This window comes from Stenotrophomonas genospecies 5 (assembly GCF_054473825.1).
Genome location: NZ_JBTMUW010000001.1, coordinates 248401 through 274966, shown reverse-complemented (window position 1 = coordinate 274966; position 26566 = coordinate 248401). Strand labels below are relative to the sequence as shown.

The following is a 26566-nucleotide window of genomic DNA, read 5'->3' as shown; positions in this document are numbered from 1 at the left end:
CGGCTTATTCCAGGTTGACGGCCGAGGCGAGGACATAGCCTTCGTTGCGCACGGTCTTGATCAGCCCGTCGGGACCACCATCGTCACCCAGCTTGTTGCGCAGGCGGCTGACCTGCAGGTCGATCGCGCGATCCTGCGCCTCATAGTTACGGCCGCTGCTGAGCGCGACCAGCTGCTCGCGCGACAGGACCTTGTTGGCATGTGCGATGAACACCCGCAGCAGGCGGAACTCCGCGCCGGACAGCACCACCACGCGCCCGTCCGGATCGACCAGGTGGCGGTGCTCCAGATCGAACACCCAGCGCGAGAATCGTGCACGGCGCACCGCCAGTGGCTCCAGATTGGCCGGCAGGGCTTCGGTACGGCGCAGCACGTTGCGGATGCGCGCCAGCAGCTCGCGCGGCTCGAACGGCTTGGCCAGATAGTCATCGGCGCCCATTTCCAGGCCCAGCACGCGATCGATCGGTTCCGCGCGGGCGGTCAGCATGATCACCGGCGTGTTCGAGCGTGCCCGCAGGTCACGGCACAGGGTCAGGCCATCCTCGCGCGGCAGGTTGAGGTCGAGCACGATCAGGTCCACGTGTTCGCGCTCCAGCAGCTGGCGCATGCTGGTGCCGTCGGCCGCCGTGCTGACCTGGTAGCCGGCGCGGCCGAGCTGCTCGGCCAGCAGGGTGCGGATGTCGTTGTCGTCGTCGACGATCAGCAGTCGATGCATCGGGTTTTCAGTCTCCATGTCGCGGATCATCCCGTGTCGGGAGCTGAACCGCATCCTGGCCAATGCGTACCACTGTATCCACCCGCGGGCCGGATACCTGTCGATACGCGCTTTCGCCGACAGTGTTACACACAGACACACCCTGAGGATTGAGCGGTTGATCGCCCGGTCTTCACAATGCCCACCATCGCCGCCATCGCGGCACCGAGAGTGAAGCCACCACGTGATCCGCCGCCTGTTGCCCGCAACCCGCCGGGGCCGCCTGATGCTGGCCGCCCTGCTCGTCCTGATCGCTGCCGTGGCCGCCTGGTGGCTGCTGCGCAAGCCGGCCGCTCCGGCCCTGGCCACCACCCCCGTAGGCCGTGGCGACATCGAACAGACCGTCGAGGCGACCGGCGTGATCGACGCCTACAAGCTGGTCAGCGTAGGTGCGCAGGCCTCCGGCCAGATCAAATCGCTGAAGGTGCAGCTGGGCGATACGGTGAAGGAAGGCGACCTGATCGCCGAGATCGACGCCACCACCCAGCAGAACCAGGTGCTCAACGCACAGGCCTCGCTGGACCAGGTGATCGCGCAGCGGGCGGTGCAGCAGGCGACACTGCGCCAGGCCGAGCTGGAATTCGCACGCCAGCAGCAGATGCTGGCCGCCGAGGCCACCTCCCGCCAGGAGTACGATGCCGCCGAAGCACAGCTGAAAACCGCGCGCGCCCAGCTGCAGTCCTACGAGGCACAGATCAAGGGTCGCGAAACCGAGCTGGGCACCGCCCGGGCCAACCTGGCCTACACCCGGATCACCGCGCCGATGGACGGCACCGTGGTCGCCGTGGTGGCCGAGGAAGGCCGCACGGTGAACGCCAACCAGACCGCGCCGACCATCGTCATGCTGGCGCGCCTGGACGTGGTGACGGTCAATGCCGAGGTGTCCGAGGCGGACGTTGTGAAGATCAAGGCCGGCATGCCGGTGTACTTCACGACGCTGGGCGACCCGGACCGGAAGTATCACGCCACGCTGCGGCAGATCAATCCGGCACCGGCATCGATTGCCAATGAAAGCTCGTCCAGCTCCAGCAGCTCTTCCAGTTCCAGCTCCAGCAGCGCGGTGTACTACAACGCCCTGTTCGACGTGGAGAACCCGGACGGCACCCTGCGCATCGACATGACCGCGCAGGTGTCGGTCCTGCTCAAGCAGGCCAAGGGCGTGCTGATGGTACCGGCGGTGGCACTGGGGCCGAAGACCCGCGACGGCGAGCGCGTGGTACGGGTGGTGGATGATCGGGGCCAGCCACAACCGCGCAAGGTCAAGGTCGGCATCAACAACGGTGCATCGGCTGAAATCCTCTCAGGTCTGCAGGAGGGCGAACGCGTGGTGGTCGGCGAGGCCAGCGCAGCGGCAGCGTCTGCGGGCGGCGGCAACCGGGGAGGCATGCAGATGCGCGTCGGCGGCCCGGGCATGGGCCCGCGCCGATGAGCACGACGGCGCCGTTGCTGCGCCTGCGTGACCTGCGACGCGAGTTCCCGGCCGGCGACGACGTCATTGCCGTGCTGCGCGACGTCAACCTGGACATCCACGCTGGCGAAATGGTCGCCATCGTCGGCCAGTCTGGTTCGGGCAAGTCCACCCTGATGAACATCCTCGGCTGCCTGGATCGCCCCACCCGGGGCAGCTACCAGGTGGCCGGCCGAGAAACCGGCCGGATGCAGCCGGACGAGCTGGCCGAACTGCGGCGCGGGCATTTCGGCTTCATCTTCCAGCGCTACCACCTGCTCGGTGACCTGGATGCACGCGGCAACGTGGAAGTGCCGGCGGTATACGCGGGCAGCCCCGGCCCGGTACGCAACGCGCGGGCCGAGCAGCTGCTGCAACGGCTCGGGCTGGGCGATCGCATGCATCACAAGCCGGGCCAGCTGTCCGGTGGCCAGCAGCAGCGTGTGTCGATCGCGCGTGCATTGATGAACGGCGGGGAGGTGATCCTGGCCGATGAACCCACCGGCGCCCTGGATACGAAATCCGGCGAAGAGGTGATGGCAATCCTGGGCGAGCTGCATGCCGAGGGACATACCATCATCATCGTCACCCACGACATGAGCGTGGCCGAGCATGCCCAGCGCATCATCGAGATCCGCGATGGCGAGATCATCGCCGACCGCGCCAATCCTGATGCGCCGTCCTACCGCGCGCGACGCGAGGCCAGCACCGGTGTTGCCCACGGCAACAGCTGGCGCGCAGCGCGCGACCGTTTCACCGAAGCGTTCCGCATGGCCCTGCTGGCGATGAACGCGCATCGCCTGCGCACGTTCCTGACCATGCTCGGCATCATCATCGGCATTGCTTCGGTGGTCTCGGTGGTCGCGCTCGGCAACGGCTCGCAGCAGCAGATCCTGCAGAACATCAGCGCGCTGGGAACCAACACCATCGATGTGTATCCCGGCCGCGGTTTCGGCGACATGCGCTCTGCGCGGGTACAGACGCTCAAGGCCAGCGATGCCGATGCGCTCTCACGGCAGAGCTACGTGGACAGCGCCACGCCCAGCGTGTCGACCTCGGTCACCGCGCGTTACCGCAACCAGTCCTCCACCGCCCAGGTCAGCGGCGTTGGCGAGCAGTTCTTCCGGGTGAAGGGCGTGACCCTGCTCAGTGGCAGCTTCTTCGATGCCGATGCGGTGCGAGGGCTGGCCCAGGTCGCGATCATCGACGAGAACACCCAGACCCAGTTCTTCCCCGGCGTCGATCCTGTCGGCCAGGTCATCCTGCTCGGCAACGTGCCGGTGCGGGTGGTCGGTGTCGCCAAACGGCAGAGCTTCGGCTTTGGTGGCAGCACCAGTCTCAGCATCTGGGTGCCGTACACGACCGTGATGTCACGCATGCTGGGCCAGAGTCACGTCTCCAGCATCACCGTGCGCGTGGATGACGCCACGCCGATGGACGCCGCGCAGGAGGCGATCACCCGCCTGCTGACGATGCGCCATGGTACCGAGGATTTCTTCCTCAGCAACAGCGCCGAAATCCGCGAGACCATCGAGCAGACCACACGCACGATGACCCTGCTGATCGGCGCGATCGCCGCCATCGCACTGCTGGTTGGAGGCATCGGCGTGATGAACATCATGCTGGTCTCGGTCACCGAGCGGACCCGCGAGATCGGTGTGCGCATGGCCGTGGGTGCCCGGCAGAGTGACATCCGCCAGCAGTTCCTGATCGAGGCGGTGCTGGTGTGCCTGCTCGGAGGCCTGCTCGGCGTCGGCCTGGCGCTGCTGCTGGGCTCGATGATCGGACGTTTCGCCAGCGACTTCCAGGTGCTGTTCTCCACCGCTTCGATCATCGCCGCATTTGCCTGTTCCACCCTGATCGGCGTCGGCTTCGGCTTCCTTCCCGCGCGCAATGCCGCGCAGCTCGACCCGGTGGAGGCCCTGGCCCGCGAATGAAGATGATGCCCATGCTCCCCTTTCCTGCTCCCTCGCGCCTGCTGCTGGCCGGCGCCGTACTGATTGCCCTGTCCGGCTGTGCCTCGGTCGGCCGTTATCCGGTTGCCGATCCCGACGTGGCTGCTACTTATGGGCGTGGCGATGCCGCACGCAACGCACCGGTGGACGCTCCGCGCAGCAGCCTGGATACGCCTGCCCGCGACATCCGAGAGGATGTCTGGTGGAGCGGTTTCGGCGATGAACGTCTGGACCGGCTGGTAGCCCGGGCGCTGGCCGCCAACAGTGACCTTGCCGCCGCCGGCCTGGCCGTGCAGCGTTCCCGCCTGCAGGCCGGGCTCGCCAGCAACGCGCTTTGGCCACAGCCGTCCTCGTCGGGCGTCAGTGGCAGCGGCAGCCGTGCCACCGACCAGGCCGACGACTGGCGCCGCAGCTATTCCACCGGCGTTTCGCTGGCCTGGGAAGTCGATCTGTGGGGCCGGCTCAGGACCCAGCGCGACATCGCACGCTGGGAGGCTGAAGCCACCGAGGAAGATCGACAGAACACCGCCCTGCTGGTGATCGGCGATGCCATCAGCCAGTACTGGGCGTTGGCGTATCTCAACCAGTCGATCAGCACCGGCCAGGCCAACCTGGAGCGGCTGGAACGCACCCGCGAACTCGTCCAGGCCCGTTTCGACGCCGGTGCGGTTTCGCGCCTGGAAGTACGCCAGGCCCTGCAGAACCTGCAGTCGCAGCGCGCTGCGCAGAGTGCGCTGGAACAGCAGCGCGTGGAAGTGCGCAATGCGCTGACCGTGCTGCTCGACGGCACCCCCTGGCCGCAACAGGACGAGCCGCAGAACCTGCTGCAGGCACGCAGCCCTGCCATCGCTGAAGGCCTGCCGGCGGACCTGCTCGCTCGCCGTCCCGACCTGCGCGCGGCCGAGCTGCGGCTGCGCAACAGCCTGAAGACGATCAAGGTCACCGCCACCCAGTACTACCCGGCGTTGAGCCTGACCGGCAGCCTCGGTTCCAGCGCGACCTCGCTGGGCGATGTCCTGCGCAATCCGGTGGCCACGCTCGGTGCCGGCCTGTCCCTGCCCTTCCTCAACCTGCAGCGCGCACAGCTGGATACCGACGTGGCCGGTACCAACTACCAGATCGCCGCGACCGGGTTCCGCAAGACGCTGTACACCGCGCTGTCGGAAGTGGACAACGCGCTGTCGGCACGCGAGCAGCTGGCGCGCCAGGTGGCGGCGTCGCAGGCCTCGTATGACGAGGCGGTGGAAGTGGAACGCATGCAGGAAGTGCGCTACCGCGTCGGTGCCACCGACCTGCGGACCTGGCTGGAAGCCCAGCAGACCCGGCGCGATGCGGAGTTGTCACTGGCCCGCGTCCGGCAGAGCCAGTTGACCAACGATGTGACGCTGTTCAAGGCGCTGGGCGGCAGCGCGGGGTAGCGCCGGGCCATGCCCGGCGGCGTGGAGCGCGGCACGCCATGAGCATGGTCGGACTGGATCCGCCGGGCATGGCCCGGCGCTACCACGGGACGATCAGCCGCGCTGGCGCACGGCCTCGAACAGGCTGACACCCGCGGCGACCGATACGTTCAGGCTCTCGATCTCGCCCGGCATCGGGATCTTGACCAGTCCATCGCAGTTCTCGCGGGTAAGGCGGCGCAGGCCGTCGGCTTCACCCCCCAGCACCAGGGCGATGTTGCCCTTCAGGTCCAGATCGTACAGCGACGCGGTCGCTTCACCGGCCAGGCCGTAGATCCACACGCCCTGCTTCTGCAGATCCTTCAGGCAGCGCGACAGGTTGGTCACGGCCACCACCGGGATACGGTCGGCGGCGCCGGCCGAGGTCTTTCGCACGGTGGCATTCACCGTCGCCGACTTGTCCTTGGGAATGATCACCGCAGTGGCACCGGCCGCCGCGGCCGAACGCAGGCAGGCGCCCAGGTTGTGCGGGTCCTGTACCTCATCCAGCACCAGCAGCAGGGCCCGGCCTTCAGCGGCAGTGACCAGGCCTTCCAGTTCATTCTCGCTGTAGGTGCGCGCAGCGGCATAGCGCGCGGCCACGCCCTGGTGGCGGACTGCACCGCCAACGCCGTCCAGCGCCTGCGCGGTGACCCGGCGGACATCGATCCCCTTGCGGCGCGCGTTCTCTTCGATTTCGGTCAGGCGTGGATTCTTCGCACCGGCCTCGACCAGCACTTCGCGGACGTTCTCGGCGTCGTTCTCGATGGAGGAGGCGACGGCGTTGACGCCGACGATCCACTGGCTGTTCTTGCTCATGCGGGCGGGACCGGAAAGGGGGTGGCTATGGTAGAGCATCGGCGACGGCCGCGCTTCGCGCTCGCCGGGCAGGGCCCGGCGCTACCCGCCGTTCACCCTTCGGCTGAACGGCTGCGCGGCGGCCAGTGTGGCGTGTCGTGGTCGGGATGCTGGTGGGAAACGATCGCAGCCAGGAAGTCCAGTGCCGCCACGTCCTCCTCCGTGCGGCGTGCCGGCAGGGTGCCCAGGGCATCGACGAAGGGCAGCTTGCGCTCGACACCATACTGGATCGTCGGCGGCAACCGTTCCGGCTGATCAAACGCCCCCGCCGCCACGGCCATGCCGTCGGGGGCTTCATAGGTCAGCGGCGTGCCGCAGTCGCCGCAGAAACCGCGCCGGACCACGTTGGAGGAGTGGAAATAGCGCGGCTGGCCGCGGGTCCAGCTGAACTGCACGCCGCGCACCGAGACCAAAGGCGCGTAATACGCGCCAAAGGCCTTCTGGCACATCCGGCAGTGGCAGATCGAACTGTCGGACAGCTCACCGCGCACCTGGAAGCGGATGGCACCGCACTGGCAGCCGCCGCTGTACTCGGGTTGGCCCTGCATGCTGCTTTCCTCCGGAACGGGCTCTACGGATCAGTACATCTCTTTCCTGCGCTTGGCCGGTTTGCCGCGTTCGGGCAGCGGCGACAGTCCTGCCTCTTCTTCCTCGCCCTTGTGTTCGACCAGCCGGAAGTCGATCTTGCGCTCTTCCATGCTGGCCTTCAGTACGAGGATGCGCACGCGGTCACCCAGCCGGTAGCTGCTGCCACGACGTTCACCGGTCAGTGTCTTGCGGGTCGCATCGAACTTGTAATAGTCCTGCGGCAGCTGGGTGACATGGACCAGGCCCTGCACCTTGGAATCGTCCAGTTCCACGAACAGACCGAAGCTGGTCACGCCACTGATCACGCCATCGAACTGGCCGCCGACATGCTTCTCCATCCACGCGGCCCGGTAACGCTCGTCGACCTCGCGTTCGGCCTCGTCAGCGCGGCGCTCGCGTTCGGAGCACTGCAGCGCCAGCGCTGCCATCTCGCGTGCGGTGTAGGTGAACTTGTCCAGCGGCTTGCCCGACAACGCATGCTTGATCGCGCGATGCACCAGCAGATCGGGATAGCGGCGGATCGGCGAAGTGAAGTGCGCGTACGCCTCCAGCGCGAGCCCGAAGTGACCGTGGTTGTCCGGACTGTAGACGGCCAGGCTCTGGCTGCGCAGCAGCACCGACTCCAGCAGGGTGGCATCGGGACGGTCGCGGATCTTCTTCAACAGCTTGGTGTAGTCACCGGGGCGCACCTTCGACCACGGCGGCAGGCTCAGCTTGAACTCCTTGAGGAATTCCAGCAGGTCGGCGTACTTGGTCTCCGGCGGCTTCTCGTGGACGCGGTACGGCGCTGGCACATGGCGCGACAGCAGGTACTTGGCCGCCTCCACGTTGGCGGCGATCATGCATTCCTCGATCAGCTTGTGCGCGTCGTTGCGCACCAGCATGCCGGCCTGGGTGACTTCGCCACGATTGTCCAGCACGAAGCGCACTTCACTGCTCTCGAACTCGATGGCCCCGCGCTTTGCACGTGCCTTGGCCAGCACCTTGTACAGCTGGTGCAGGCGCTGCACCTGGGGCAGCAGATCGCCGATGGCGGCCTTCGCGCCGGCATCGTCCTCGCCCACGGCCTGCCACACCTGGGTGTAGGTCAGGCGTGCGTGCGAATTCATCACCGCTTCGTAGAAGCGCGAGTGGACGACCTGGCCATCGCGGTCGATCTGCATGTCGCAGACGAAGCACATGCGGTCGACCTTGGGCATCAGCGAGCAGATACCGTTGGACAGGGTCTCCGGCAGCATCGGCACGACGAAGCCCGGGAAGTACACCGAGGTAGCGCGCTTCTGTGCCTCCTCATCCAGCGGCGTGCCCGGACGCACATAGTTGGAGACATCGGCGATGGCCACCACCAGGCGGAAACCCTCCGCGTTCGGCTCGCAATACACCGCATCGTCGAAGTCCTTGGCATCCTCGCCATCGATCGTCACCAGCGGCGTGCGACGCAGGTCGACGCGGTCGCCGATCATCGCCGGCTCGACCACCAGCGGCACCGCGGCGGCCTCGTCCAGCACCTCCTGCGGAAACTCGAACGGCAGCTCGTGGCCGTGGATGGCGGTCTCCACCACCAGCGAGGCGGTCAGCTTGTCACCCAGTACCGCGATGATGCGGCCGATCGGCGGACGGCGGCTGTCCGGCGCCTGCGTCAGTTCGCAGACCACCAGCTGGCCATCACGCGCACCTCCGGTCTGATCAGGCGGCACCTGCACGTTGCGCTGCACGCGCTTGTCATCAGGCACCACGTAATTGATGCCCATCTCGATGCTGAAGCGACCGATCAGACGGGTCATGCCGCGCTCGAGCACGCGGGCGATGCTGCCTTCGCGGCGGCCGCGATGATCGATGCCGGTGACACGCGCCAGCACCTTGTCGCCGTGCATCACCTTGCGCATTTCATAGGGCGGCAGGAACAGGTCGTCACCGCCCTCGACCGGGCGCAGGAACCCGAATCCTTCCGGATTGGCGATCACCACACCGGTGACCAGGCTCAGCGCCTGCACCGGCGCGAAACCTCCACGGCGGTTCTGCACCAGCTGGCCATCACGGACCATCGCACCCAGCCGGCGCGACAGCGCTTCGGCCCGGTCCGGCGCGGTCAGGCCCAGGCGGGCACCCAGCTCCTCGGCAGTCTGCGGCCCTTCGCAGCGCTCCAGCAGGGCCAGAATGGCCTCGCGGCTGGCGATGGGCTGTTCGTACTTCTCGGCTTCGCGGGACGCGTAGGGATCCTCGATCACCTTGCCGGCCGGCGGCAGCTTGCGGCCCGGCGCCGGTCCCGGGGCGTCGCCGCCACGGCCCGGGCGACCGCGCGGCGGTGCGCCGCCACCACCCAGTTCCGGGAACCAGCCCGGCAGTGGCTTGCCCGGCTGGGAGGTACGGGCTGCACCCGTCTTGGCGCCCTTCTTCGGGGCCTGGCTGCGGGACTTGCTCCCGCCCTTGCTTGGTTTTTTGGTAGTCATCGCCCTCCATGGTAGCCGCTGACGGCGTGCAGAACCGGTCAGCGACCCGCTTGCAGGCGCCACGTGAAAAAACTCCGCGAAGTCGTTGACAGCCTGCGGATTCATCTTCACAATTGCGCCTCTGGAACGCCCAGGTGGCGGAATTGGTAGACGCACTAGTTTCAGGTACTAGCGGGTAAAACCGTGGAGGTTCGAGTCCTCTCCTGGGCACCAACGAAAAATCTCCTCGCCTCGGCGGGGATTTTTTTTGCCCGCGTTTCCTGCCGTCGTTCCGCAGCGTGGCCGGGCGTTCACAAGGGTGTTGACACCCCCGTCACGGCACCCCATAATCTCGCTCCTCGACGCCCAGGTGGCGGAATTGGTAGACGCACTAGTTTCAGGTACTAGCGGGTAAAACCGTGGAGGTTCGAGTCCTCTCCTGGGCACCACGTCGAGACTGAGAAAAACCCGCGAAAGCGGGTTTTTTCATGTCCGGGCGCCAGCCAACGGGATCAGAACAGCGGTCGCAGCACCAGCTCCAGGCCCAGCAGCAGCAGGAAGCCCAGGAAGCACACGCGGAACACCCGCGCACTGATCCGCTGCCGGATCACCTGCCCCAGCCACATGCCCGCCAGCGCCGGCAACACCGCCAGCGCGCTCAATCCCAGCTGCTGCACACCGAATGCGCCGTGCAGCACCAGCCCGCCCGTCAACGAGAGGGTCGACACCGTGAACGCCAGGCCCAGCGCCTGCACCAGCTCTTCGCGCTGCAGCCCCAGCGACTGCAGGTACGGCACCGCCGGCATCACGAACACACCGGTCGCCCCGGTCACCACGCCTGACAACGCCCCCACCAGCGGCCCCAGCCAACGCTCACGCCGCTGCGGCACACGGAATACCGGCGCAACCAAGGCGTACAGCGCATACACCACCAGCGCCACGCCCAGCGCCACGCGCGACCACGTGCGGTCGACCCGCACCAGCAACGTCGCCGCGCCCAGGGTCACCACCACCACGGCCAGCATCATCGGCCACAGGCGTCGCACGATCGGCCCCAGTGATGGCCCGGCCAGCAGTTGCCAGGCGTTGGTGACGAAGGTCGGAATGAACAGCATCGACGCCGCCGCCACCGGCGACAGCGCCCCTCCCAGCAGGCCCATCGCCACGGTCGGCAAGCCCATGCCGGTCACGCCCTTGACCACCCCCGCCAGCATGAACACGGCGACCAGCAGACCATAGAAGAATGTCGTCTCACTCATGCCGTCATTGGAACCGGCGCGCCTTCCGCGCACAATGCGGCTTATGCGCCCCACCCTTCGGCTGACCCGAAGGCAGGCGGCACGCAACGAGGGCCGTGACATGCGGATGGACATCGCCGACCTGCGCCTGTTCCTGGCGGTGGCCGACGCCGGCAGCATCACCGCAGGCGCCGCGCAGGCGAACCTGGCGCTGGGCTCTGCCAGCGAACGCCTGCGCGCGATCGAGAACGACGCCGGCACCGCGCTGCTGGTGCGTCACCCGCGCGGCGTGAGCCTGACCGAAGCCGGGGCCGCCCTCGCCCACCACGCGCGCCAGATCCTGCATCAACAGGCACAGCTGCGGGGCGAACTGCAGGCCTTCGCGAAGGGCGCGCGCGGCACCCTGCACCTGTATGCCAACACCGCCGCACTGACCAGCTACCTGCCTTCCCGGTTGGCTCCCTGGCTGGCCGAACGCCCACGCCTGCACGTCGAACTGCACGAACGCACCAGCCCTGAAGTGGTCCGCGCCCTGACCGCTGGCCAGGCCGAAGCGGGAATCATCAGTGATGCGGTCGAGGCAACCGGCCTGCAACGCCATGTCGTTGCCGAGGATCCCCTGGTGATGCTGCTGCCCGCAGGCCATCGTTTCGCGGCCCGTCGCACGCTGGCCTTCGCCGATGTGTCCAGCGAAACCTTCGTCGCGCTGGCCGATGGCAATGCGCTGCAGACCTACATCGAAGCGCAGGCACGCGACATCGGCCGTCGGTTGGACGTGCGCATCCGCATGAAGACCTTCGAAGGCGTGTGCATCATGGTGGGTCACGGCATCGGCGTGGGTATCGTGCCGCGCACCATCGCCCGCCAGCACCGCCGCGCGACACAGGCGCTGGCGGTGCCCCTCGCGGATGCGTGGGCACAGCGCCGCCTGTGTGCCTGCTTCGCCGACTGGACACGGCTGTCGACAGCGATGCGCAGCCTGCTGCTGCACCTCGGCGTGGAAGCGGAGAAAAAAGCATGAAATGGTGTTGACACATCCGATGCCGTACCGCAGAATTCCCCTCCTGAGTCGCCCAGGTGGCGGAATTGGTAGACGCACTAGTTTCAGGTACTAGCGGGTAAAACCGTGGAGGTTCGAGTCCTCTCCTGGGCACCACGACTCATGATGATGAAACCCGCGAAAGCGGGTTTTTTCGTTTCCGGAATCCGCAACGTCAACGCAAGGGCGATGCCTTCCACGCGTTGCGCGAACGCCGCCTGGCAGAACTCACCACAGACAAAAACCCCGCCTTGCGGCGGGGTCGACATACAGCGCCGTGTTTGCGGGCAGTTTCAGTGCCCGCCACCGGCCGCTGCACCGGCACCGGCACCGAACGGCGGCTTGGCCAGCCACAGGAAGGTGATGATGGCCAGGAAGATCCAGCCCAGCAGGAAGAAGATGTCGTTGAAGCCCATCTGCGATGCCTGGTGGTTGATCATGGTGTTGAGCACCGCTGCACCATGCTGCAGGTCACCCTGCCCCATCGCCGCAACCTGGTCCTGCATGCCCGGCTGATAGGCCGAAATGTGTTCGGTCAGATCGGCGTGGTGCACCTGCGTGCGACGTGCCCACAGCCAGGTGGTCAGCGACGCTGCAAAGCTGCCGCCCAGCGTGCGCAGGAACGTGGCCAGGCCCGAACCCGCGGCAATTTCGCGACCATCCAGATCCGACAGCAGGATCTGCAGCACCGGCATGAAGAACAGCGCCACGCCGATGCCCATGATCAGCTGCACGCCGGCCACGTGCTGGAAGTCCACCTGCAGATTGAAGCCCGAGCGCAGGAAGCTGGTCATCGACAGGAACACGAAGGCGATGGTCGCCAGCATGCGCATGTCGAAGCGCGAGGCATACTTGCCCACGAACGGCGTCATGATCACCGGCAGCACGCCGATCGGCGCCGTCGCCAGCCCTGCCCAGATCGCCGTGTACCCCATGTCGCGCTGCAGCCACTGCGGAATCAGCAGGGCCACGCTGAAGAATGCGGCATAGGCCACCACCATCGCCAGCGTGCCGGCGCGGAAGTTGCGGTGGCGGAACAGTTTCAGGTCGACGATCGGGTCCTTGTCGGTCAGTTCCCAGATCAGGAACACCGTCAGCGCCACGACCGCCACGCAGGCCAGCACCACGATCCGGGTGGAGGAGAACCAGTCCTCGTCGTTGCCCAGGTCGAGCACCAGCTGCAGTGCGCCGACGCCGATCACCAGCGTGATCAGGCCGACGTAGTCCATCTTCGGCTTCTCCACGTGTTCCGGACGGCCCTTCAGCTGGTTGCCCACCACCAGCGCGGCGAAGATGCCCAGGGGCACGTTGATCAGGAAGATCCATTCCCAGCTGTAGTTGTCCGTGATCCAGCCCCCGAGGATCGGCCCGCAGATCGGCGCGACCACGGTGATCATCGCCAGCAGCGCCAACGCCTGCCCGCGTTTCTCGCGTGGATAGATCGAGACCAGCAACGACTGCGTGATCGGATACATCGGGCCGGCCACGAAGCCCTGCAGGGCGCGCGATACCACCAGCATGCCCATGCTCTGCGCCAGGCCACACAACAGCGAGGTGATGACGAAGGCCAGCGTGGCCCAGACGAACAGCTTGCGCTCGCCGAAACGGCGGCTGAGCCAGCCGGTCAGCGGCAGTGCGATGGCCGTGCTGACCGCGAACGAAGTGATGACCCACGTCGCCTGCTGCGAACTGGCGCCGAGATTGCCGGCGATGGTCGGCAGCGAGACGTTGGCGATGGTGGTGTCGAGCACCTGCATGAACGAGGCCATCGCCAGGCCCACGGTGCACAGGGCCACGCTCGGCGGCAGGAACCCGGCGGCCGCACCCGGCGCCGCCGGTGCGCCCGGGCTTCCGGGCGCGGCTGGAGCTTGGGCGGACATGGCGACCTCAGCCCACCTTCGACTGCTGCGGCACGTTGCCCTGGATGATCGAGTGGATCACCTCGTCGGCATCATGCAGCTGCTTGGCATAGACGTCGGTGTCGAACACCGTGCCCTTGGCCGGGGCGCTCGGCAGCACCTCGCCCTTCTGGTCGCGCAGGCTCACCTCGGCCTTCATCGACAGGCCGATACGCAACGGATGTTCGGCAAGCTGCTTGGCATCGATGGCGATGCGCACCGGAACGCGCTGCACGATCTTGATCCAGTTGCCGCTGGCGTTCTGCGCCGGCAGCAGCGAGAACGCCGAGCCGGTCCCCAGGCCCAGGCTCTGCACGCGGCCCTTGTACTTCACATCGCCGGCGTACAGGTCAGACTTCAGCTCCACTTCCTGGCCCAGGCGCATGTGGCGCAGCTGGGTTTCCTTGAAGTTGGCCTCGACCCACATCTGCTCGGTCGGCACCACGGCCATCAGTGCGGCACCCGGCTGCACACGCTGGCCCACCTGCACCGAGCGACGGGCCACATAACCGGTGACCGGCGCGACGATGCCGGCGCGGGCATTGTTGAGGTAGGCCTGGCGCAGCTGCGCGGCGGCCGCCTGCACGTCGGGCTGGGTGGCGATCACCGTATCGTCGACCAGCGCACGGTTGCGCTCGACGGTCTCGCGCGAACCGGCCACCGCTGCTTCCGCCGCCGCCAGCTCATCGCGGGCATGGGCGAGTTCTTCGTTGGAGATGGCACCGGTGGCGGCCAGATCCCTGCGGCGGGCGAAGTCCTCGCGCACGCGCTTCAGGGTCACCTGACGGGCATTCAGGTCTGCCTGCGCGCCTTCCACGCTGCGATACAGGCCACGGGTCTGGCGAACGGTCTTGGCCAGGTTGGCTTCAGCCTGCTGCAGGGCCACGGACGTATCGGCCGGGTCCAGCTGCACCAGCAGCTGGCCACGCTCCACGCGCATGCCGTCATCGGCATTGATGGCGACCACGGTGCCTGCCACCAGCGGGGTGATCTGTACAAGGTTGCCCTGCACGTAGGCATCGTCGGTTTCTTCGAACCAACGGCCGAACATGAAATACCACAGCGCCAGTGCGGCAAGCAGCAGCACGACGATGACGAACAGGCCCCGCAGCAGGTTGCTGCGGCGGTTGGAGGCGGCCGGGGCCGCAGTGTCTTGGGTCTGGCTCATGGCGGGGATCTTCAGGAATGCGAGGAATCGGAATGGGAGGCAAGCGGCGCGCGATCGGCATCACTGGGCTGGAAGCCCCCGCCCAGCGCTTTGCTCAGGCGCACCGAGGTCTGCACCTGCTGCGACTGCAGGCTGGCCAGCTGCTGTTGTGACTGCAGCAGGGTGGACTGTGCGGACAGCACATCCAGGTAGCTGCCGATGCCGGCGCGGTAACGCTGCCCGGCCAGGTCGAACGCTGCACGCGCCGTGTCCACGGCCTGCTGCTGCGACTGCGCCTGCTGCGCCAGCGAGCGCACCGCATTGACCTGGTCGGCCACGTCGCGCAGTGCGTCAAGCACCGCCTGGTTGTAATTGGCCACCGCCAGGTCGTACTGCGCATCGGTGTCGGCCAGGTTGGCGCGCAGCTTGCCGCCTTCGAAGATCGGCAGGCTCAGCGCCGGGCCGATGTAGGCGAAGGTGGAACTGCTCTGCAGCAGATCGCCGACATTCGGCGCAACCACGCCGGCCAGGGCGGTCAGGTTGAGGCTCGGGTAGAACTTCGTCCTGGCGACCTTGATCTGCTTGTTGGCCGCTTCCACGCGCCAGCGTGCGGCGACGATGTCAGGACGACGGCCGAGCAGCTCGCTGGGCAGCACGCCTGGCAGCTGCAGGGCCGTCGGATTCAACGGATGCGGACGCTCGATCGTCAGGCCACGGTCGGGGCCCTTGCCGACCAGGGCAGCCAATGCGGTGCGGGCGGCGTCGATACGTTGCTGCGCGGCCTGCACCTGCTGTTGCGCGGCGGGCACGCGGGCTTCGGCCTGGCGCACCTGCAGATCGCTGTCGATGCCAGCGCGGCGACGCTGCCGGGTCAGTTCCAGCGACTTCTGCGACCGCGTCAGTTCTTCCTCGGCGACATCGTCGAGCTGCCACGCGTAAGCAAGGTCCGCATAGGCCTGGGCGATGCCGGTGGACAGGTTCAGGCGTGCGGCCTGGGCCTCCACGGTGGCGGCATGCGCGCCATCCACGGCCGCTTCCCAGGCGGCGCGCTTGCCGCCCCACAGGTCGATGCCGTAGCTGAAGTCGAAAGCGACCTGGCTGCTGCCTGCGTAGTGGCCACCGATCTCGTCGCCGGCCATCGACTCGGGCAGGCGAAGCCCGGTATAGCCGCCGGAAACGGAGAGACTGGGCAGGCGGTCAGCGCGTGCGGTACCGACCTTGGCCTGCGCCTGGCGCAGACGTGCGTCGGCGGCGTCCAGGCTCGGATGACCGGCCAGGCCTTCGGCGATCAGCGCGTCCAGCTGCGCATCGCCCAATGCCTTCCACCAGTCCTGTGCGGGGAAGCCGGTGGCACTGAGATCGGTGTCGGCCAGGGTGCGCTCGCTGTGCAGGCTGTCCACATCGAGCAGGCGGGCCTGCGGTTCGAGGCCGCGGCTGCTGGCACAGGCGGCCAGCGCCAGCGCCAGCGCCGACAGCAGCAGCGCGCGCCCGGACCGGCGGAATGAGGAATGCGGGATCGGGTTCATGGGGTCGTCAGGGAATCGCGGATTCGGGTCAGGAGGGACAACAGCAGCGTGCGCTCGTCGGCGGACAGATCGCGCAGGGCGTAATCCATCACCGCGTCGCCGCGCAGCTTCAAGCGCGCCCACAGTGCGCGGCCTTCATCGGTCAGCACGATCTGCAGCGCACGGCGGTCCTGCGCATGTGCCTCGCGGCGAACGCAGCCCAGGGCTTCCAGCTTGTCCAGCAGGCGGGTGACGGCACTGGGTACCTGGTCGATGGCCTGGGCCAGTTCGTTGGCGGTACAGGGGGCCATGTTCGAGAGCACCTTCAACCCGATGTAGTGGGTGAAGCCGATGCCCAGGTCTTCTTCGGCCATGGACGCGTCAAGCTCGCGGACCAGGCCGTCGCGCACCTGGCGCAGCAGCAGGCCGAAGCTGGGGGGAGTGGTTGCAGGACAGATCATGGGAGTGCATTCTCTTCCAAAAAAAATATTTCTCAATGGAAATATTCGATCTGGCATCGAATGCTGTGTTGCAGCAGCGGGCTGGATCAGTGAAGGCGCCTACCTTAATGGCGCCCCAGGATGGCCCGGTAGTACCATCAAGCCAATGAATGACACATTCCAGCCAGCGGACAGGATGAACAAGGAGCACATCGCGCCGGCCGGGCAGCTGCTGCACAACGAGGCGCTGGACTGGTTCGAGCGCAACGATGGCCCGCCGGTCGTCGGTTTCCGCTTCGACAGTCCGCAGGGGCTCGCCCGTGAAGTCGACTGGCACCATCACCAGCGTGCGCAGCTGATCTGTGTCGAGCGCGGCCTGCTGACCACCCGCACCTCGCATGGAACGTGGTCGCTGGCGCCCGGTTCGGCCGGCTGGATGCCGCCCCTGGAACCGCACACGGTCGCCCTGGACGGCCCGCTGCGTGGCTGGGGCATGGCGCTGGCCGCGCCGGCCTGCACTGCCCTTCCCGCCGCCCCCTGCGTGCTGGGCCTGTCCAGGCTGGCGCAGGCACTGGCGGACCGGATCTGCGGCTGGTCGCTCGACCAGGTCGCCACGCCCGAGCACCAGCACATCATCGAGGTTCTGCTGGATGAGATCCGCACCGCACCGCGCCAGCGCATGCACCTGCCGATGCCGCACGATCGGCGCCTGCTGAAGATCGCCTCGCAGCTGCTGGCCGATCCCTCCGACGAGCGCAGCCTGGCCGAATGGGCGCATTGGGCCGGGCTTTCGCCGCGAAGCCTGACCCGCCACTTCCGCGACGAGACCACGCTGAGCTTCGCGCAGTGGCGCCAGCAGGCCCGTCTGTCCGAAGCGCTGCGGCAGCTGACCGATGGCCGCAGCGTGGCCGATATCGCCCATGCGCTGGGCTTCAGCAGCGCCAGCGCCTTCGTCACCGTGTTCCGCCGCCATTTCGGCCTGCCGCCCGGGCGCTACCTGGCGCGGGCCGGGAATGGACTGGAAACCGGCCTGGACCCTGCGCGCGGCTTGGCATCCCCGGCCGCATCCGGATAATCACAGGATTGCGAGCGGCGACCGCCGTCGCCGCCTCCCGACATAGGTAACAACGCCGCATGACCGAACTTGCCCGCCCCGTGTTCCACGGATTCGAACAACTGCCGTTGCGCGAGTACGCCGAACGCGCCTACCTCGACTACTCGATGTACGTGGTCCTGGACCGCGCCCTGCCGTTCGTCGGCGACGGCCTGAAGCCGGTGCAGCGCCGCATCATCTATTCGATGAGCGAGCTGGGGCTGAATGCCGCGTCCAAGCCGAAGAAGTCCGCACGCACCGTCGGTGACGTCATCGGTAAATACCACCCGCACGGCGACAGCGCGTGCTACGAGGCGCTGGTGCTGATGGCCCAGCCGTTCTCCTACCGCTATCCGCTGATCGAGGGCCAGGGCAACTTCGGCTCCAGCGACGACCCGAAGTCGTTCGCGGCGATGCGCTACACCGAATCCAAGCTGACCCCCATCGCCGAAGTGCTGCTGGGCGAGCTGGGCCAGGGCACCACCGACTGGGCGCCCAACTTCGATGGCACGCTGCAGGAGCCGACGTGGATGCCGGCCCGCCTGCCGCACCTGCTGCTCAACGGCACCACGGGCATCGCCGTGGGCATGGCCACCGATGTGCCGCCGCACAACCTCAACGAGATCGTCAGCGCGCTGCTGCACCTGCTGGACGATCCGGATGCCACCGTGCGCGACCTGTGCGAGCACGTGAAAGGCCCGGACTATCCCTCCAGCGCCGAGATCATCACGGCCGCCAACGATCTGCGCACCCTGTACGAGACCGGCAACGGCAGCGTGCGTGCGCGCGCGACGTTCAGCCGTGAAGCCGGCAACATCGTGGTCACCGCACTGCCGTTCCAGGTATCGCCCTCGAAGGTGATCGAGCAGATCGCCGCGCAGATGCGCGCCAAGAAGCTGCCGTGGCTGGAAGACATCCGCGATGAATCCGACCACGCCAATCCGGTGCGGGTGGTGCTGGTGCCGCGCTCGAACCGCGTCGATGCCGAGCAGCTGATGGGCCACCTGTTCGCCACCACCGACCTGGAGCGCAGCTACCGCGTCAACCTCAACGTGATCGGGCTGGACGGCCGTCCGCAGGTGAAGAACCTGAAGATGCTGCTCAGCGAATGGCTGACGTTCCGCAGCAACACCGTCACCCGCCGCCTGCAGCATCGCCTGCAGAAGGTCGAACGCCGCCTGCACCTGCTGGAAGGTCTGCTGGTGGCCTTCCTCAACCTGGACGAGGTGATCCATATCATCCGTACCGAGGACGAACCGAAGGCCGCACTGATCGCGCGCTTCGGCCTGTCCGAAGAACAGGCCGAGTACATCCTGGAGACCAAGCTGAAGCAGCTGGCCCGCCTGGAGGAAATGAAGATCCGCGGCGAGCAGGACGAGCTGGCCAAGGAACGCGAGAAGATCATCGGCATCCTCGACAGCAAGGCCAAGCTGAAGAAGCTGATCCGCGACGAGCTGCAAGCCGATGCGAAGAAGTTCGGCGACGAGCGCCGCTCGCCGCTGGTCCAGCGCCAGGCGGCGCAGGCCATCGACGAGACCGAACTGGTGCCGAGCGAGCCGATGACGGTGGTGCTGTCGCAGAAGGGCTGGATCCGCGCCGCCAAGGGTCATGACGTGGACGCGTCGGCCCTGTCCTATCGCGATGGCGATGCGCTGCAGGGCGCCGTGCGCGCGCGCAGCACCCAGCAGGTCGCATTCCTGGACAGCGAAGGCCGGGCCTATTCAACGGCGGTGCACACCCTGCCTTCTGCGCGGGGCAACGGCGAGCCGCTGACCGGCCGTTTCTCGCCGGCGCCCGGCACCAGCTTCGTCACCCTGGCCAGCGCCGAGCCGGACGCACGCTTCGTGCTCGCGTCCAGCCATGGCTACGGCTTCGTCACCCGCTTCGAGAACCTGATCGGCCGCAACAAGGCCGGCAAGGCGATGCTGAACCTGTCCGCCGGCTCGTCGGTGCTGCCGCCGGCGGTGGTCGCCAATGTCGAGAGCGACCGCATCGTGGCGGTGACCAGCTCGGGCAACCTGCTGGCGATTCCGGCCAGCGATCTGCCCGAACTGGACAAAGGCAAGGGCAACAAGATCATCGAGATCCCCAAGGCCAAGCTGGCCACGGAACGCGTGGTCGCCATCGTGGCGATCGGGCCGGGGCAGACCCTGCAGGTGCGCGCCGGCCAGCGCACGATGGGCCTGAAGTTCAACGAGCTCGATGCCTACCTCGGCGCGCGGGCGACCCGCGGCCACCTGCTGCCGCGTGGCTGGCAGAAGGTCGAAGGCCTGTCAGTGGAATGACGCAGCGGGGTCGGATCCCTTTCCAACGGAAAGGGCTCTGCCCCCAGCTCTGCCCGCCGGGCATGGCCCGGCGCTACCGAAACGCAGCACCAGACACGAAAAAGCCGGGGCATTCCCCGGCTTTTTCGTTGTCGGCTGGCGGGCGGTGGAGCGGCTGGCGGGCGAAGGCTGGCGAGCGATGCTCCGGTGCTGGCGGGCGACGGTACCGGTTCAGTGCGCCGGGGCGCCGCTGCCGTCGATCTTGCTCAGCTGGTACAGCTCCAGGCCGATGCGCTTGATCAGGCCCAGCTGCTGCTCCAGCCACCAGGCGTGGTCCTCTTCGGTGTCCTTCAGCTGCGCCAGCAGGATGTCGCGGCTCACGTAGTCGCCCTTCTCTTCGCACAGCTTCATGCCGGCGGCGAGGTTGTTGCGCACGGCGTACTCGGTGTCCAGATCCTTCTGCAGCATCTCCTCCACCGTCGTACCCGGCTCGGTCAGGTGCGGGCGCATGTCAGGATCCCCGCCAAGGAACAGGATGCGGCGCAGCAGCGCGTCGGCATGCTGGGTCTCTTCCTCCATCTCGTGGTTCAGGCGCTCATACAGCGCGAACAGGCCCTGGTCCTCGTAACGGCGGGAGTGGATGAAGTACTGGTCACGCGCGGCAAGCTCGCCGCGCAGCAGTTCCTTCAGGCAGGCGATGACGTCCGGGTTGCCTTTCATGGGGGCTCCTGTGAATCGATGCGGCATAGGGTGCCCCATTTCGGGATACGGTGATCTAATCGGAATCAGTCGCAGTTGCGCCTGCGGCTACAATCGGCCCCGGCGTTCGGAAAGGACCTGCAATGCGACGTAAATGGCGTTGGCTGCTCGGCGTGCTGATCGCCATCCTGCTGGTGGTGGCCCTGGCAGCGTGGCTGCTGCTGCGCGGCAGCCTGGCCGATCTGGAAGGTGAACATGCCCTGCCCGGCCTAAGCGCAGCAGTCACTGTCGAGCGCGACGCGCTGGGCGTGGTCACCATCACCGCGGGCAGCCAGGCCGACGCCATGCGTGCGCTCGGCCGTGTCCACGCACAGGAGCGCTACTTCGAGATGGACCTGATGCGGCGCAGCGCGGCCGGTGAACTGGCCGCGCTGTTCGGCCCGAAGGCCATCGAGGTGGACAAGCGCATGCGGGTTCATCGCCTGCGCGCGCGGACCGACGCCCATCTGGAGGCCGCCTTGCGCAGCAACGCCGCGGCGGTGAACGCGTATGTCGATGGGGTCAACCAGGGCCTGGCCGATCTCTCCGTGCGCCCGTGGGCCTACCTGCTGCTGCGGCAGGCGCCGCAGCCGTGGACCGCCAGCGACAGCGTGCTGGCCGGGCTGGCCATGTACGCCGATCTGCAGGATCCGGGCAACCGGACTGAACTGGCGCTCAGCCGCATCCAGGCGGTGGTGCCACCGGCGCTGCATGCGCTGATCGCGCACCAGGGCAGCGAATGGGATGCGCCCCTGTTCGGCGAGCCGCGCGGCAATGCCCTGCTGCCCGATGCAGGGCAACTGGATCTGCGCACGCTGGCCGCCTCGCCCGCCCCCGTGCCGGTGGAAGCCGGCGCAGTGGGCAGCAACAACTTCGCCGTGGCCGGCGCCCTCACTGCCGATGGCCGTGCGATCGTTGCCGACGACATGCACCTGGGCCTGCGTGCACCCGGCCTCTGGTTCCGCGTGCGCCTGCGCTATCCCGATCCGCAGGCGGCCGGTGGCCAGGTCGACATCAGTGGCTTCTCGCTGCCCGGTCTACCGGCCGTCATCGTCGGTAGCAACGGGCACATCGCCTGGGGATTCACCAACAGCTACATCGACACCGCCGATTTCCGCAACGAACCGGCCACTGCCCCGGTGACGGTGCATGAAGAGCGCATCGCCGTGGCCGGCCAGGATGACGTGGTGTTCCCGGTGCGCGAGACCGCCTGGGGGCCGATCCTGCACACCCACGCCGATGGCAGCGGCGACGCACTGCGCTGGGTCGCACATCTGCCCGGCGCGGTGCGCCTGGATTTCGCCGACATGGCCCGCGCGGGCGACCTGGACCAGGCCCTGCGCGTGGCCGACCGCGCCGGCATTCCTGCACAGAACCTGGTGATCGGCGACCGCAGCGGGCGCATCGCCTGGCGTCTGATCGGCGCCCGTCCGGACCGTGGCCCCGGATGTGCGGCGGCCGGCTACGCGCCAGCGCGCAATGACGCCTGCGCCCCCTGGTCGCTGCGCAGCGACGCTGCTCCCGCACTGATCGATCCCGCCAACCACCGTCTGTGGACCGCCAACGGCCGCGTGCTGGACGGCGCCGCACTGGCAGTGGCCGGCAATGGCGGCTACGACCTTGGCGCCCGCGCGCGGCAGATCCGCGACCTGCTGGCGGTCCAGGACCGTTTCGATGAGCACGACCTGCTGGCGATCCAGCTCGATGACCGCGCGGTAATGCTGCAACGCTGGTGGGCGCTGCTGCAGCAGATCACCGCACACAGCAGCGACCCTGCACTGCAGCGCCTGCATGCAGCCAATGCGCACTGGGAAGGACGGGCATCGGTGGACTCGGTGAGCTATCGCATCACCCGCGGCTTCCGTGGCAAGGTGCTCGATGCGGTGGAAGGTGCGCTGCTCGCGCCTGCCCGCGCACAGCTGGGCGCCGACTACCTGCCGCCGCGGCTGCCCGAGCTGGAAGGCGTGGTCTGGCCGATGCTGGAACAGCGCCCGGCACATCTGCTGCCACCCGGTATCGACAGCTGGGATGCGTTGCTGGCGAAGGCCGCACGTGAGCTGGAAGCAGATCTTGCCAGCCAGGGACCGCTGGCCCAGCGCCGCTGGGGAGAGCGCAACACCGCGTCGATCTGCCACCCGGTCAGTCGCGCCCTGCCCGCCTTCGCACGCCGCGCGTTGTGCATGCCGGCCGAGCCGTTGCCCGGCGACCGCGACATGCCACGGGTGCAGGCCCCGGATTTCGGTGCTTCGCAGCGGATGGTGGTCTCCCCCGGTCACGAAGCCGACGGCATCGTGCACATGCCCGGTGGCCAGAGTGGCCACCCGCTGTCCCCCTACTGGGGCGCGGGCCACGAAGACTGGGTGCATAGCCGCCCCTCGCCGTTCCTGCCGGGCAAGGCCCAGCACGTGATGACGCTGGTGCCGGCGAGATAGAGGGGTAGCGCCGGGCCATGCCCGGCGAGCGCGCAGCGCGGACGGACAGCAAAGCCGCCGGGCATGGCCCGGCGCTACCGGCTCAGGTGCGGCGGCGCTCGATCAGGTTCAACAACGGCCCGGTCATCGCAGTGGTCACCAGTGCCATGATCACCAGCACCGCGAACAGGCGATCCCCGAGCAGGCCCAGCTCATAGCCCAGGTTGAGCACGATCAGTTCCATCAGGCCGCGCGTGTTCATCAGTGCTCCCAGCCGCCATGCCTCGCGGGCAGGCAGGCCGGTGCTGCGGGCGGCACTGAATGTGCCCAGCAGCTTGCCGGCCGTGGCCACCGCGATCACCACCAGGCACAGCACGATGTCGCCGGCGTGCAGTGCGTCGGCGCGCATGCGCAGGCCGGTCATGGCGAAGAACAGGGGCAGCAGCAGGGTCACCGCGAACGGCTCGACGCGGGCCATCAGCAGTGCGCGCAGCGGCGCATTGGATGACACCGCCACGCCCGCAGCGAATGCACCGAACAACGCATGGATGCCCAGCATCTCGGTCACCAGCGCACTGGCCAGCGACAACAGCAGGATGCCCAGCAACCACCGTCCTTCGCGTCCTGCCACGACCTGCTGGCGGGCAAACCACGGTCTCACCAGGCCAAGCATCAGCACCACGAAGGCCACCACGCCCAGCAGGTTGAGGCTTGCCGGCAGCCAGCCACCGGCCTGTGCAGCCGCCACGATCAGCGCCAGCAGGCACCAGGCCGTGGCGTCGCCGAGTGCCGCGCAGGCAATGGCGGTCTGTCCCAGCGGCGTATGGGTGATGCCGCGATCGGCGAGGATCCGCAGCAGCACCGGGAATGCCGTGATGCTCATCGATATCCCGACGAACAGCGCGAAGGACGTGAAGCCCACGCCCTGCGGACCGTGCTGCGGGTACAGCCAGATCGCCAGGGCCACGCCCAGCATGAATGGCACGGCGATACCGGCATGGCTGACGGTGAACGCGAACCGCCGTCGTCCGCGCAGTGCGGCCAGGTCGAGTTCGGCACCGGCCACCAGCAGAAACATCAGCACACCCAGCTGGCTGAGCAGGCCCAACGGCGCCAGCGACGCCGCCGGGAACAGCGCGCCATGCAACTGCGGCAACAGGCTGCCCAGCACCAGCGGGCCCATCATCAGCCCTGCCGCCATTTCGCCGATCACCGCCGGCTGGCCGACGCGCTTGAGCAGCGCTCCCGCGCCCTTGGCCACCAGCAGCAGCACCAGCAGCTGCAGCAGGAACAGGCCCAGCGGCGATGACAGATGCCGGGCCCAGCTGCCTTCGTCGGCAACCGTGGCGCGTGCGACCGCTTCAGGCGCCGCCGGCCCGGCATACCGCGCCAGCAGCAGGCCGGCCAGCAACGGCAGTCCGGCCCAGGCCGCGTAGCGCCACCCCCATTTCATCGGCGGCGCCCGGCCCTCGCTCTGTACGTCCATGAACATTCCCCAATGTGCAGGGGGGCGATGATACGTCCTTGCCTGCGCCGACGCTGCGCGCCCGCCGGGCGTAGCCCGGCGCTGCCGGTCACGCCAGGGCCTGCTCGTGTACCCCGGCAATCGCCCGGCCGGACGGATCGGCCGCTGCGGCGAAACTCGCGTCCCAGGCAATCGCGGCCGGCGAGGAACAGGCGATCGATTTTCCACCCGGGACCGTTTCGGCCGCGGCCCTGCTCGGGAAGAACTGTTCGAACAGGTGGCGATAGTAGTACGCCTCCTTGGTCTGCGGCGGGTTGTGCGGGAAGCGCTTGTCGGCGGCGGCCAGTACCCGGTCGCTGACCTGCGCCTCGGCGTGCGCCTTCAATCCGTCGATCCAGCCGTAGCCGACGCCATCGCTGAACTGCTCCTTCTGGCGCCACAGGATGCTGTCCGGCAGATAGCCATCGAACGCTTCACGCAACACCGCCTTCTCGATACGGCGACCGCCGAAGCCGCTGCCGACCATCTTGTGCGCGGCGTCGATGCGCATCGCCACATCGAGGAAGTCGCGGTCCAGGAACGGCACGCGGGGCTCCACGCCCCAGGCCATCATTGACTTGTTGGCACGCAGGCAATCGTAGTTGTGCAGGGCATCGAGCTTGCGCACCAGCTCCTGGTGGAATTCGCGCGCGTCCGGTGCCTTGTGGAAGTACAGGTAGCCGCCGAAGATCTCGTCGCTGCCTTCGCCGGACAACACCATCTTCACCCCCATCGCCTTGATCCGTCGTGCCAGCAGGAACATCGGCGTGGACGCGCGGATGGTGGTGACATCGTAGGTTTCGATATGGCGGATCACCTCGGGGAGCACGTCGAGGCCTTCCTCGAAGGTGTACTCGAAGCCGTGGTGCACGGTGCCCAGCGCTTCGGCGGCGACGGCGGCGGCGGCCAGATCGGGCGATCCCTTCAGCCCGATCGCGAACGAATGCAGGCGCGGCCACCAGGCTTCGCTCTGGCCGCCATCCTCGATGCGGCGGCGGGCATAGCGGGCGGCGACGGCGGCCACCAGCGACGAATCCAGTCCACCGGACAGCAGCACGCCGTACGGCACGTCGCTCATCAGCTGGCGTTCCACCGCATGCTCGAACGCTTCGCGCAGCTCGGCCAGGTCGGCCTGGCGCCCTTCAACGTCCGCATACTCGCGCCAGGGCTGCTGGTAGTAGCGCACCAGTTCGCCACTGGCACTGTCGTAGTAATGACCCGGCGGGAACTGGGCAACGTCGGCACAGGTATCCACCAACGCTTTCATCTCCGAGGCCACACGCAGGCGCCCCTGCGCGTCGTGCCCCCAGTACAGCGGCACCACGCCGACCGGATCGCGCGCCACCAGTACGCGACCTGCATCGCGGTCCCACAGCGCGAAGGCGAAGATGCCGTTGAGCTGCTCCAGCCAGCGGGACGGCGAGCCTCCCTGCCGGTACAGCGCGTTGATCACCTCGCAGTCCGAGCCGGTCTGGAAGTCGTAGGGGTGGGCCAGCGCGGCCTTGAGCAGCTGATGGTTGTAGATTTCGCCGTTGACCGCCAGCGCCAGCTGACCGTCCGCCGACAACAGCGGCTGCGAGCCACCCGCCGGATCGACGATGGCCAGCCGCTCGTGCACCAGCAGTGCACCTTCATCAAGGTAGACGCCGCTCCAGTCCGGGCCACGATGACGCTGCCGCTGCGACAGCTCCAACGCATGCCGGCGCAGGGCGGGAAGATCATCACCGGCCTGCAGGCCGAAGATTGCGAAGATCGAACACATGGGGGAACTCCTGTTGTCGGTTCTACGAGGGGCAAGGTGTTCGACCGGCCATCCAGGCCC

18 protein-coding genes, 3 tRNA genes and 1 pseudogene are annotated in these 26566 nt (G+C 67.7%); 10 read left to right on the top strand and 12 right to left on the bottom strand.

Annotation, left to right across the window (positions count from 1 at the left end; genetic code table 11):
* Positions 1 to 4: 4 nt before the first annotated feature.
* The gene (locus ACX9OW_RS01225) at positions 5 to 733 is read right to left on the bottom strand and encodes a response regulator (protein WP_053518224.1); all 729 of its coding nucleotides are present in this window, start codon (positions 731 to 733) and stop codon (positions 5 to 7) included.
* A 205-nt stretch (positions 734 to 938) separates the two neighbouring features.
* Between ACX9OW_RS01225 and ACX9OW_RS01220 the strand changes: the two genes are divergently transcribed.
* Genes ACX9OW_RS01220 through ACX9OW_RS01210 form a run of 3 tightly spaced genes read left to right on the top strand, consistent with a single transcriptional unit; the run spans position 939 to position 5574 of the window.
* Complete coding sequence (locus ACX9OW_RS01220) at positions 939 to 2183, top strand: efflux RND transporter periplasmic adaptor subunit (RefSeq protein WP_111185757.1); 1245 nt, start codon at positions 939 to 941, stop codon at positions 2181 to 2183.
* On the top strand, positions 2180 to 4138 hold the full coding sequence (locus tag ACX9OW_RS01215; protein ID WP_065174714.1) for a MacB family efflux pump subunit: 1959 nt from the start codon (positions 2180 to 2182) through the stop codon (positions 4136 to 4138). Before ACX9OW_RS01220 ends, ACX9OW_RS01215 begins: the two co-directional genes overlap by 4 nt.
* Positions 4135 to 5574 (top strand): efflux transporter outer membrane subunit, encoded by a 1440-nt coding sequence (locus ACX9OW_RS01210; RefSeq protein WP_459061787.1) that lies wholly within the window; start codon positions 4135 to 4137, stop codon positions 5572 to 5574. Before ACX9OW_RS01215 ends, ACX9OW_RS01210 begins: the two co-directional genes overlap by 4 nt.
* A gap of 93 nt (positions 5575 to 5667) precedes the next feature.
* Here ACX9OW_RS01210 and rlmB read toward each other — a convergent pair whose 3' ends face one another.
* The 3 genes and pseudogenes from rlmB to rnr form a co-directional block, all read right to left on the bottom strand.
* Positions 5668 to 6411: a 23S rRNA (guanosine(2251)-2'-O)-methyltransferase RlmB gene (gene rlmB, locus ACX9OW_RS01205; protein ID WP_053518184.1), complete on the bottom strand. Its 744-nt coding sequence runs from the start codon at positions 6409 to 6411 to the stop codon at positions 5668 to 5670.
* Between the two features lie 92 nt (positions 6412 to 6503).
* Positions 6504 to 6998, bottom strand: a complete 495-nt coding sequence (locus ACX9OW_RS01200) for a GFA family protein (protein ID WP_459061786.1) — start codon at positions 6996 to 6998, stop codon at positions 6504 to 6506.
* A gap of 30 nt (positions 6999 to 7028) precedes the next feature.
* Positions 7029 to 9257, bottom strand: a pseudogene (gene rnr / locus ACX9OW_RS01195) (ribonuclease R); the annotation flags it as partial.
* 359 nt (positions 9258 to 9616) lie between these two features.
* On the opposite strand from rnr, the gene ACX9OW_RS01190 reads away from it, so the two are divergent.
* Together ACX9OW_RS01190 and ACX9OW_RS01185 are read left to right on the top strand one after the other, a co-directional pair.
* Positions 9617 to 9701, top strand: a tRNA-Leu gene (locus ACX9OW_RS01190).
* 130 nt (positions 9702 to 9831) lie between these two features.
* Positions 9832 to 9916 (top strand) — tRNA-Leu (locus tag ACX9OW_RS01185).
* Between the two features lie 63 nt (positions 9917 to 9979).
* Here the strand turns inward: ACX9OW_RS01185 and ACX9OW_RS01180 are convergent.
* Positions 9980 to 10726 (bottom strand): sulfite exporter TauE/SafE family protein, encoded by a 747-nt coding sequence (locus ACX9OW_RS01180; protein ID WP_164150820.1) that lies wholly within the window; start codon positions 10724 to 10726, stop codon positions 9980 to 9982.
* 100 nt (positions 10727 to 10826) lie between these two features.
* On the opposite strand from ACX9OW_RS01180, the gene ACX9OW_RS01175 reads away from it, so the two are divergent.
* Entirely contained in the window at positions 10827 to 11726 is a 900-nt protein-coding gene (locus tag ACX9OW_RS01175; RefSeq protein WP_459062452.1) for a LysR family transcriptional regulator, read from the top strand.
* 50 nt (positions 11727 to 11776) lie between these two features.
* Positions 11777 to 11861, top strand: a tRNA-Leu gene (locus ACX9OW_RS01170).
* 176 nt (positions 11862 to 12037) lie between these two features.
* Here ACX9OW_RS01170 and emrB read toward each other — a convergent pair.
* From emrB to emrR, 4 genes are read right to left on the bottom strand one after another with little or no spacing between them, the layout of a single operon-like run.
* The gene (emrB, locus tag ACX9OW_RS01165) at positions 12038 to 13624 is read right to left on the bottom strand and encodes a multidrug efflux MFS transporter permease subunit EmrB (protein WP_053518356.1); all 1587 of its coding nucleotides are present in this window, start codon (positions 13622 to 13624) and stop codon (positions 12038 to 12040) included.
* A 7-nt stretch (positions 13625 to 13631) separates the two neighbouring features.
* On the bottom strand, positions 13632 to 14810 hold the full coding sequence (emrA, locus tag ACX9OW_RS01160; protein WP_053518354.1) for a multidrug efflux MFS transporter periplasmic adaptor subunit EmrA: 1179 nt from the start codon (positions 14808 to 14810) through the stop codon (positions 13632 to 13634).
* 11 nt (positions 14811 to 14821) lie between these two features.
* Positions 14822 to 16315 (bottom strand): multidrug efflux transporter outer membrane subunit EmrC, encoded by a 1494-nt coding sequence (gene emrC, locus ACX9OW_RS01155; RefSeq protein WP_459061785.1) that lies wholly within the window; start codon positions 16313 to 16315, stop codon positions 14822 to 14824.
* The gene (gene emrR / locus ACX9OW_RS01150) at positions 16312 to 16755 is read right to left on the bottom strand and encodes a multidrug efflux system transcriptional regulator EmrR (RefSeq protein ID WP_180875662.1); all 444 of its coding nucleotides are present in this window, start codon (positions 16753 to 16755) and stop codon (positions 16312 to 16314) included. The genes emrC and emrR overlap by 4 nt, the downstream gene beginning before the upstream one ends.
* 145 nt (positions 16756 to 16900) lie before the next feature.
* On the opposite strand from emrR, the gene ACX9OW_RS01145 reads away from it, so the two are divergent.
* Both ACX9OW_RS01145 and parC read left to right on the top strand, forming a co-directional pair.
* Positions 16901 to 17809 carry a helix-turn-helix domain-containing protein gene (locus ACX9OW_RS01145; protein ID WP_459061784.1) on the top strand — a complete coding sequence of 303 codons (909 nt, stop codon included), beginning with the start codon at positions 16901 to 16903 and terminating at the stop codon, positions 17807 to 17809.
* Between the two features lie 59 nt (positions 17810 to 17868).
* A complete protein-coding gene (parC, locus tag ACX9OW_RS01140) occupies positions 17869 to 20112 on the top strand; it encodes a DNA topoisomerase IV subunit A (protein ID WP_053518348.1) in 2244 nt (747 codons plus the stop codon).
* A gap of 210 nt (positions 20113 to 20322) precedes the next feature.
* On the opposite strand, the gene bfr is transcribed toward parC, so the two are convergent.
* Positions 20323 to 20811, bottom strand: a complete 489-nt coding sequence (gene bfr, locus ACX9OW_RS01135; RefSeq protein ID WP_053518345.1) for a bacterioferritin — start codon at positions 20809 to 20811, stop codon at positions 20323 to 20325.
* Positions 20812 to 20933: 122 nt separating this feature from the next.
* Between bfr and ACX9OW_RS01130 the strand changes: the two genes are divergently transcribed.
* A complete protein-coding gene (locus ACX9OW_RS01130; protein WP_459061783.1) occupies positions 20934 to 23261 on the top strand; it encodes a penicillin acylase family protein in 2328 nt (775 codons plus the stop codon).
* 82 nt (positions 23262 to 23343) lie between these two features.
* Here the strand turns inward: ACX9OW_RS01130 and ACX9OW_RS01125 are convergent, their stop codons facing one another.
* Entirely contained in the window at positions 23344 to 24732 is a 1389-nt protein-coding gene (locus ACX9OW_RS01125; protein WP_459061782.1) for a cation:proton antiporter domain-containing protein, read from the bottom strand.
* A gap of 82 nt (positions 24733 to 24814) precedes the next feature.
* Positions 24815 to 26506: an asparagine synthase B gene (asnB, locus tag ACX9OW_RS01120; RefSeq protein WP_445393750.1), complete on the bottom strand. Its 1692-nt coding sequence runs from the start codon at positions 26504 to 26506 to the stop codon at positions 24815 to 24817.
* Positions 26507 to 26566 lie beyond the last annotated feature (60 nt).

What these genes read in the sequence shown, in the direction of transcription:
- ACX9OW_RS01225 (WP_053518224.1), bottom strand. Translation starts at nt 733, where the DNA reads ATGGAGACTGAAAACCCGATGCATCGACTGCTGATCGTCGACGACGAC.
- ACX9OW_RS01215 (WP_065174714.1), top strand. Translation starts at nt 2,180, where the DNA reads ATGAGCACGACGGCGCCGTTGCTGCGCCTGCGTGACCTGCGACGCGAG.
- ACX9OW_RS01210 (WP_459061787.1), top strand. Translation starts at nt 4,135, where the DNA reads ATGAAGATGATGCCCATGCTCCCCTTTCCTGCTCCCTCGCGCCTGCTG.
- rlmB (WP_053518184.1), bottom strand. Translation starts at nt 6,411, where the DNA reads ATGAGCAAGAACAGCCAGTGGATCGTCGGCGTCAACGCCGTCGCCTCC.
- ACX9OW_RS01200 (WP_459061786.1), bottom strand. Translation starts at nt 6,998, where the DNA reads ATGCAGGGCCAACCCGAGTACAGCGGCGGCTGCCAGTGCGGTGCCATC.
- ACX9OW_RS01180 (WP_164150820.1), bottom strand. Translation starts at nt 10,726, where the DNA reads ATGAGTGAGACGACATTCTTCTATGGTCTGCTGGTCGCCGTGTTCATG.
- ACX9OW_RS01175 (WP_459062452.1), top strand. Translation starts at nt 10,827, where the DNA reads ATGCGGATGGACATCGCCGACCTGCGCCTGTTCCTGGCGGTGGCCGAC.
- emrB (WP_053518356.1), bottom strand. Translation starts at nt 13,624, where the DNA reads ATGTCCGCCCAAGCTCCAGCCGCGCCCGGAAGCCCGGGCGCACCGGCG.
- emrA (WP_053518354.1), bottom strand. Translation starts at nt 14,810, where the DNA reads ATGAGCCAGACCCAAGACACTGCGGCCCCGGCCGCCTCCAACCGCCGC.
- emrC (WP_459061785.1), bottom strand. Translation starts at nt 16,315, where the DNA reads ATGAACCCGATCCCGCATTCCTCATTCCGCCGGTCCGGGCGCGCGCTG.
- emrR (WP_180875662.1), bottom strand. Translation starts at nt 16,755, where the DNA reads ATGATCTGTCCTGCAACCACTCCCCCCAGCTTCGGCCTGCTGCTGCGC.
- ACX9OW_RS01145 (WP_459061784.1), top strand. Translation starts at nt 16,901, where the DNA reads ATGAATGACACATTCCAGCCAGCGGACAGGATGAACAAGGAGCACATC.
- parC (WP_053518348.1), top strand. Translation starts at nt 17,869, where the DNA reads ATGACCGAACTTGCCCGCCCCGTGTTCCACGGATTCGAACAACTGCCG.
- bfr (WP_053518345.1), bottom strand. Translation starts at nt 20,811, where the DNA reads ATGAAAGGCAACCCGGACGTCATCGCCTGCCTGAAGGAACTGCTGCGC.
- ACX9OW_RS01130 (WP_459061783.1), top strand. Translation starts at nt 20,934, where the DNA reads ATGCGACGTAAATGGCGTTGGCTGCTCGGCGTGCTGATCGCCATCCTG.
- ACX9OW_RS01125 (WP_459061782.1), bottom strand. Translation starts at nt 24,732, where the DNA reads ATGTTCATGGACGTACAGAGCGAGGGCCGGGCGCCGCCGATGAAATGG.
- asnB (WP_445393750.1), bottom strand. Translation starts at nt 26,506, where the DNA reads ATGTGTTCGATCTTCGCAATCTTCGGCCTGCAGGCCGGTGATGATCTT.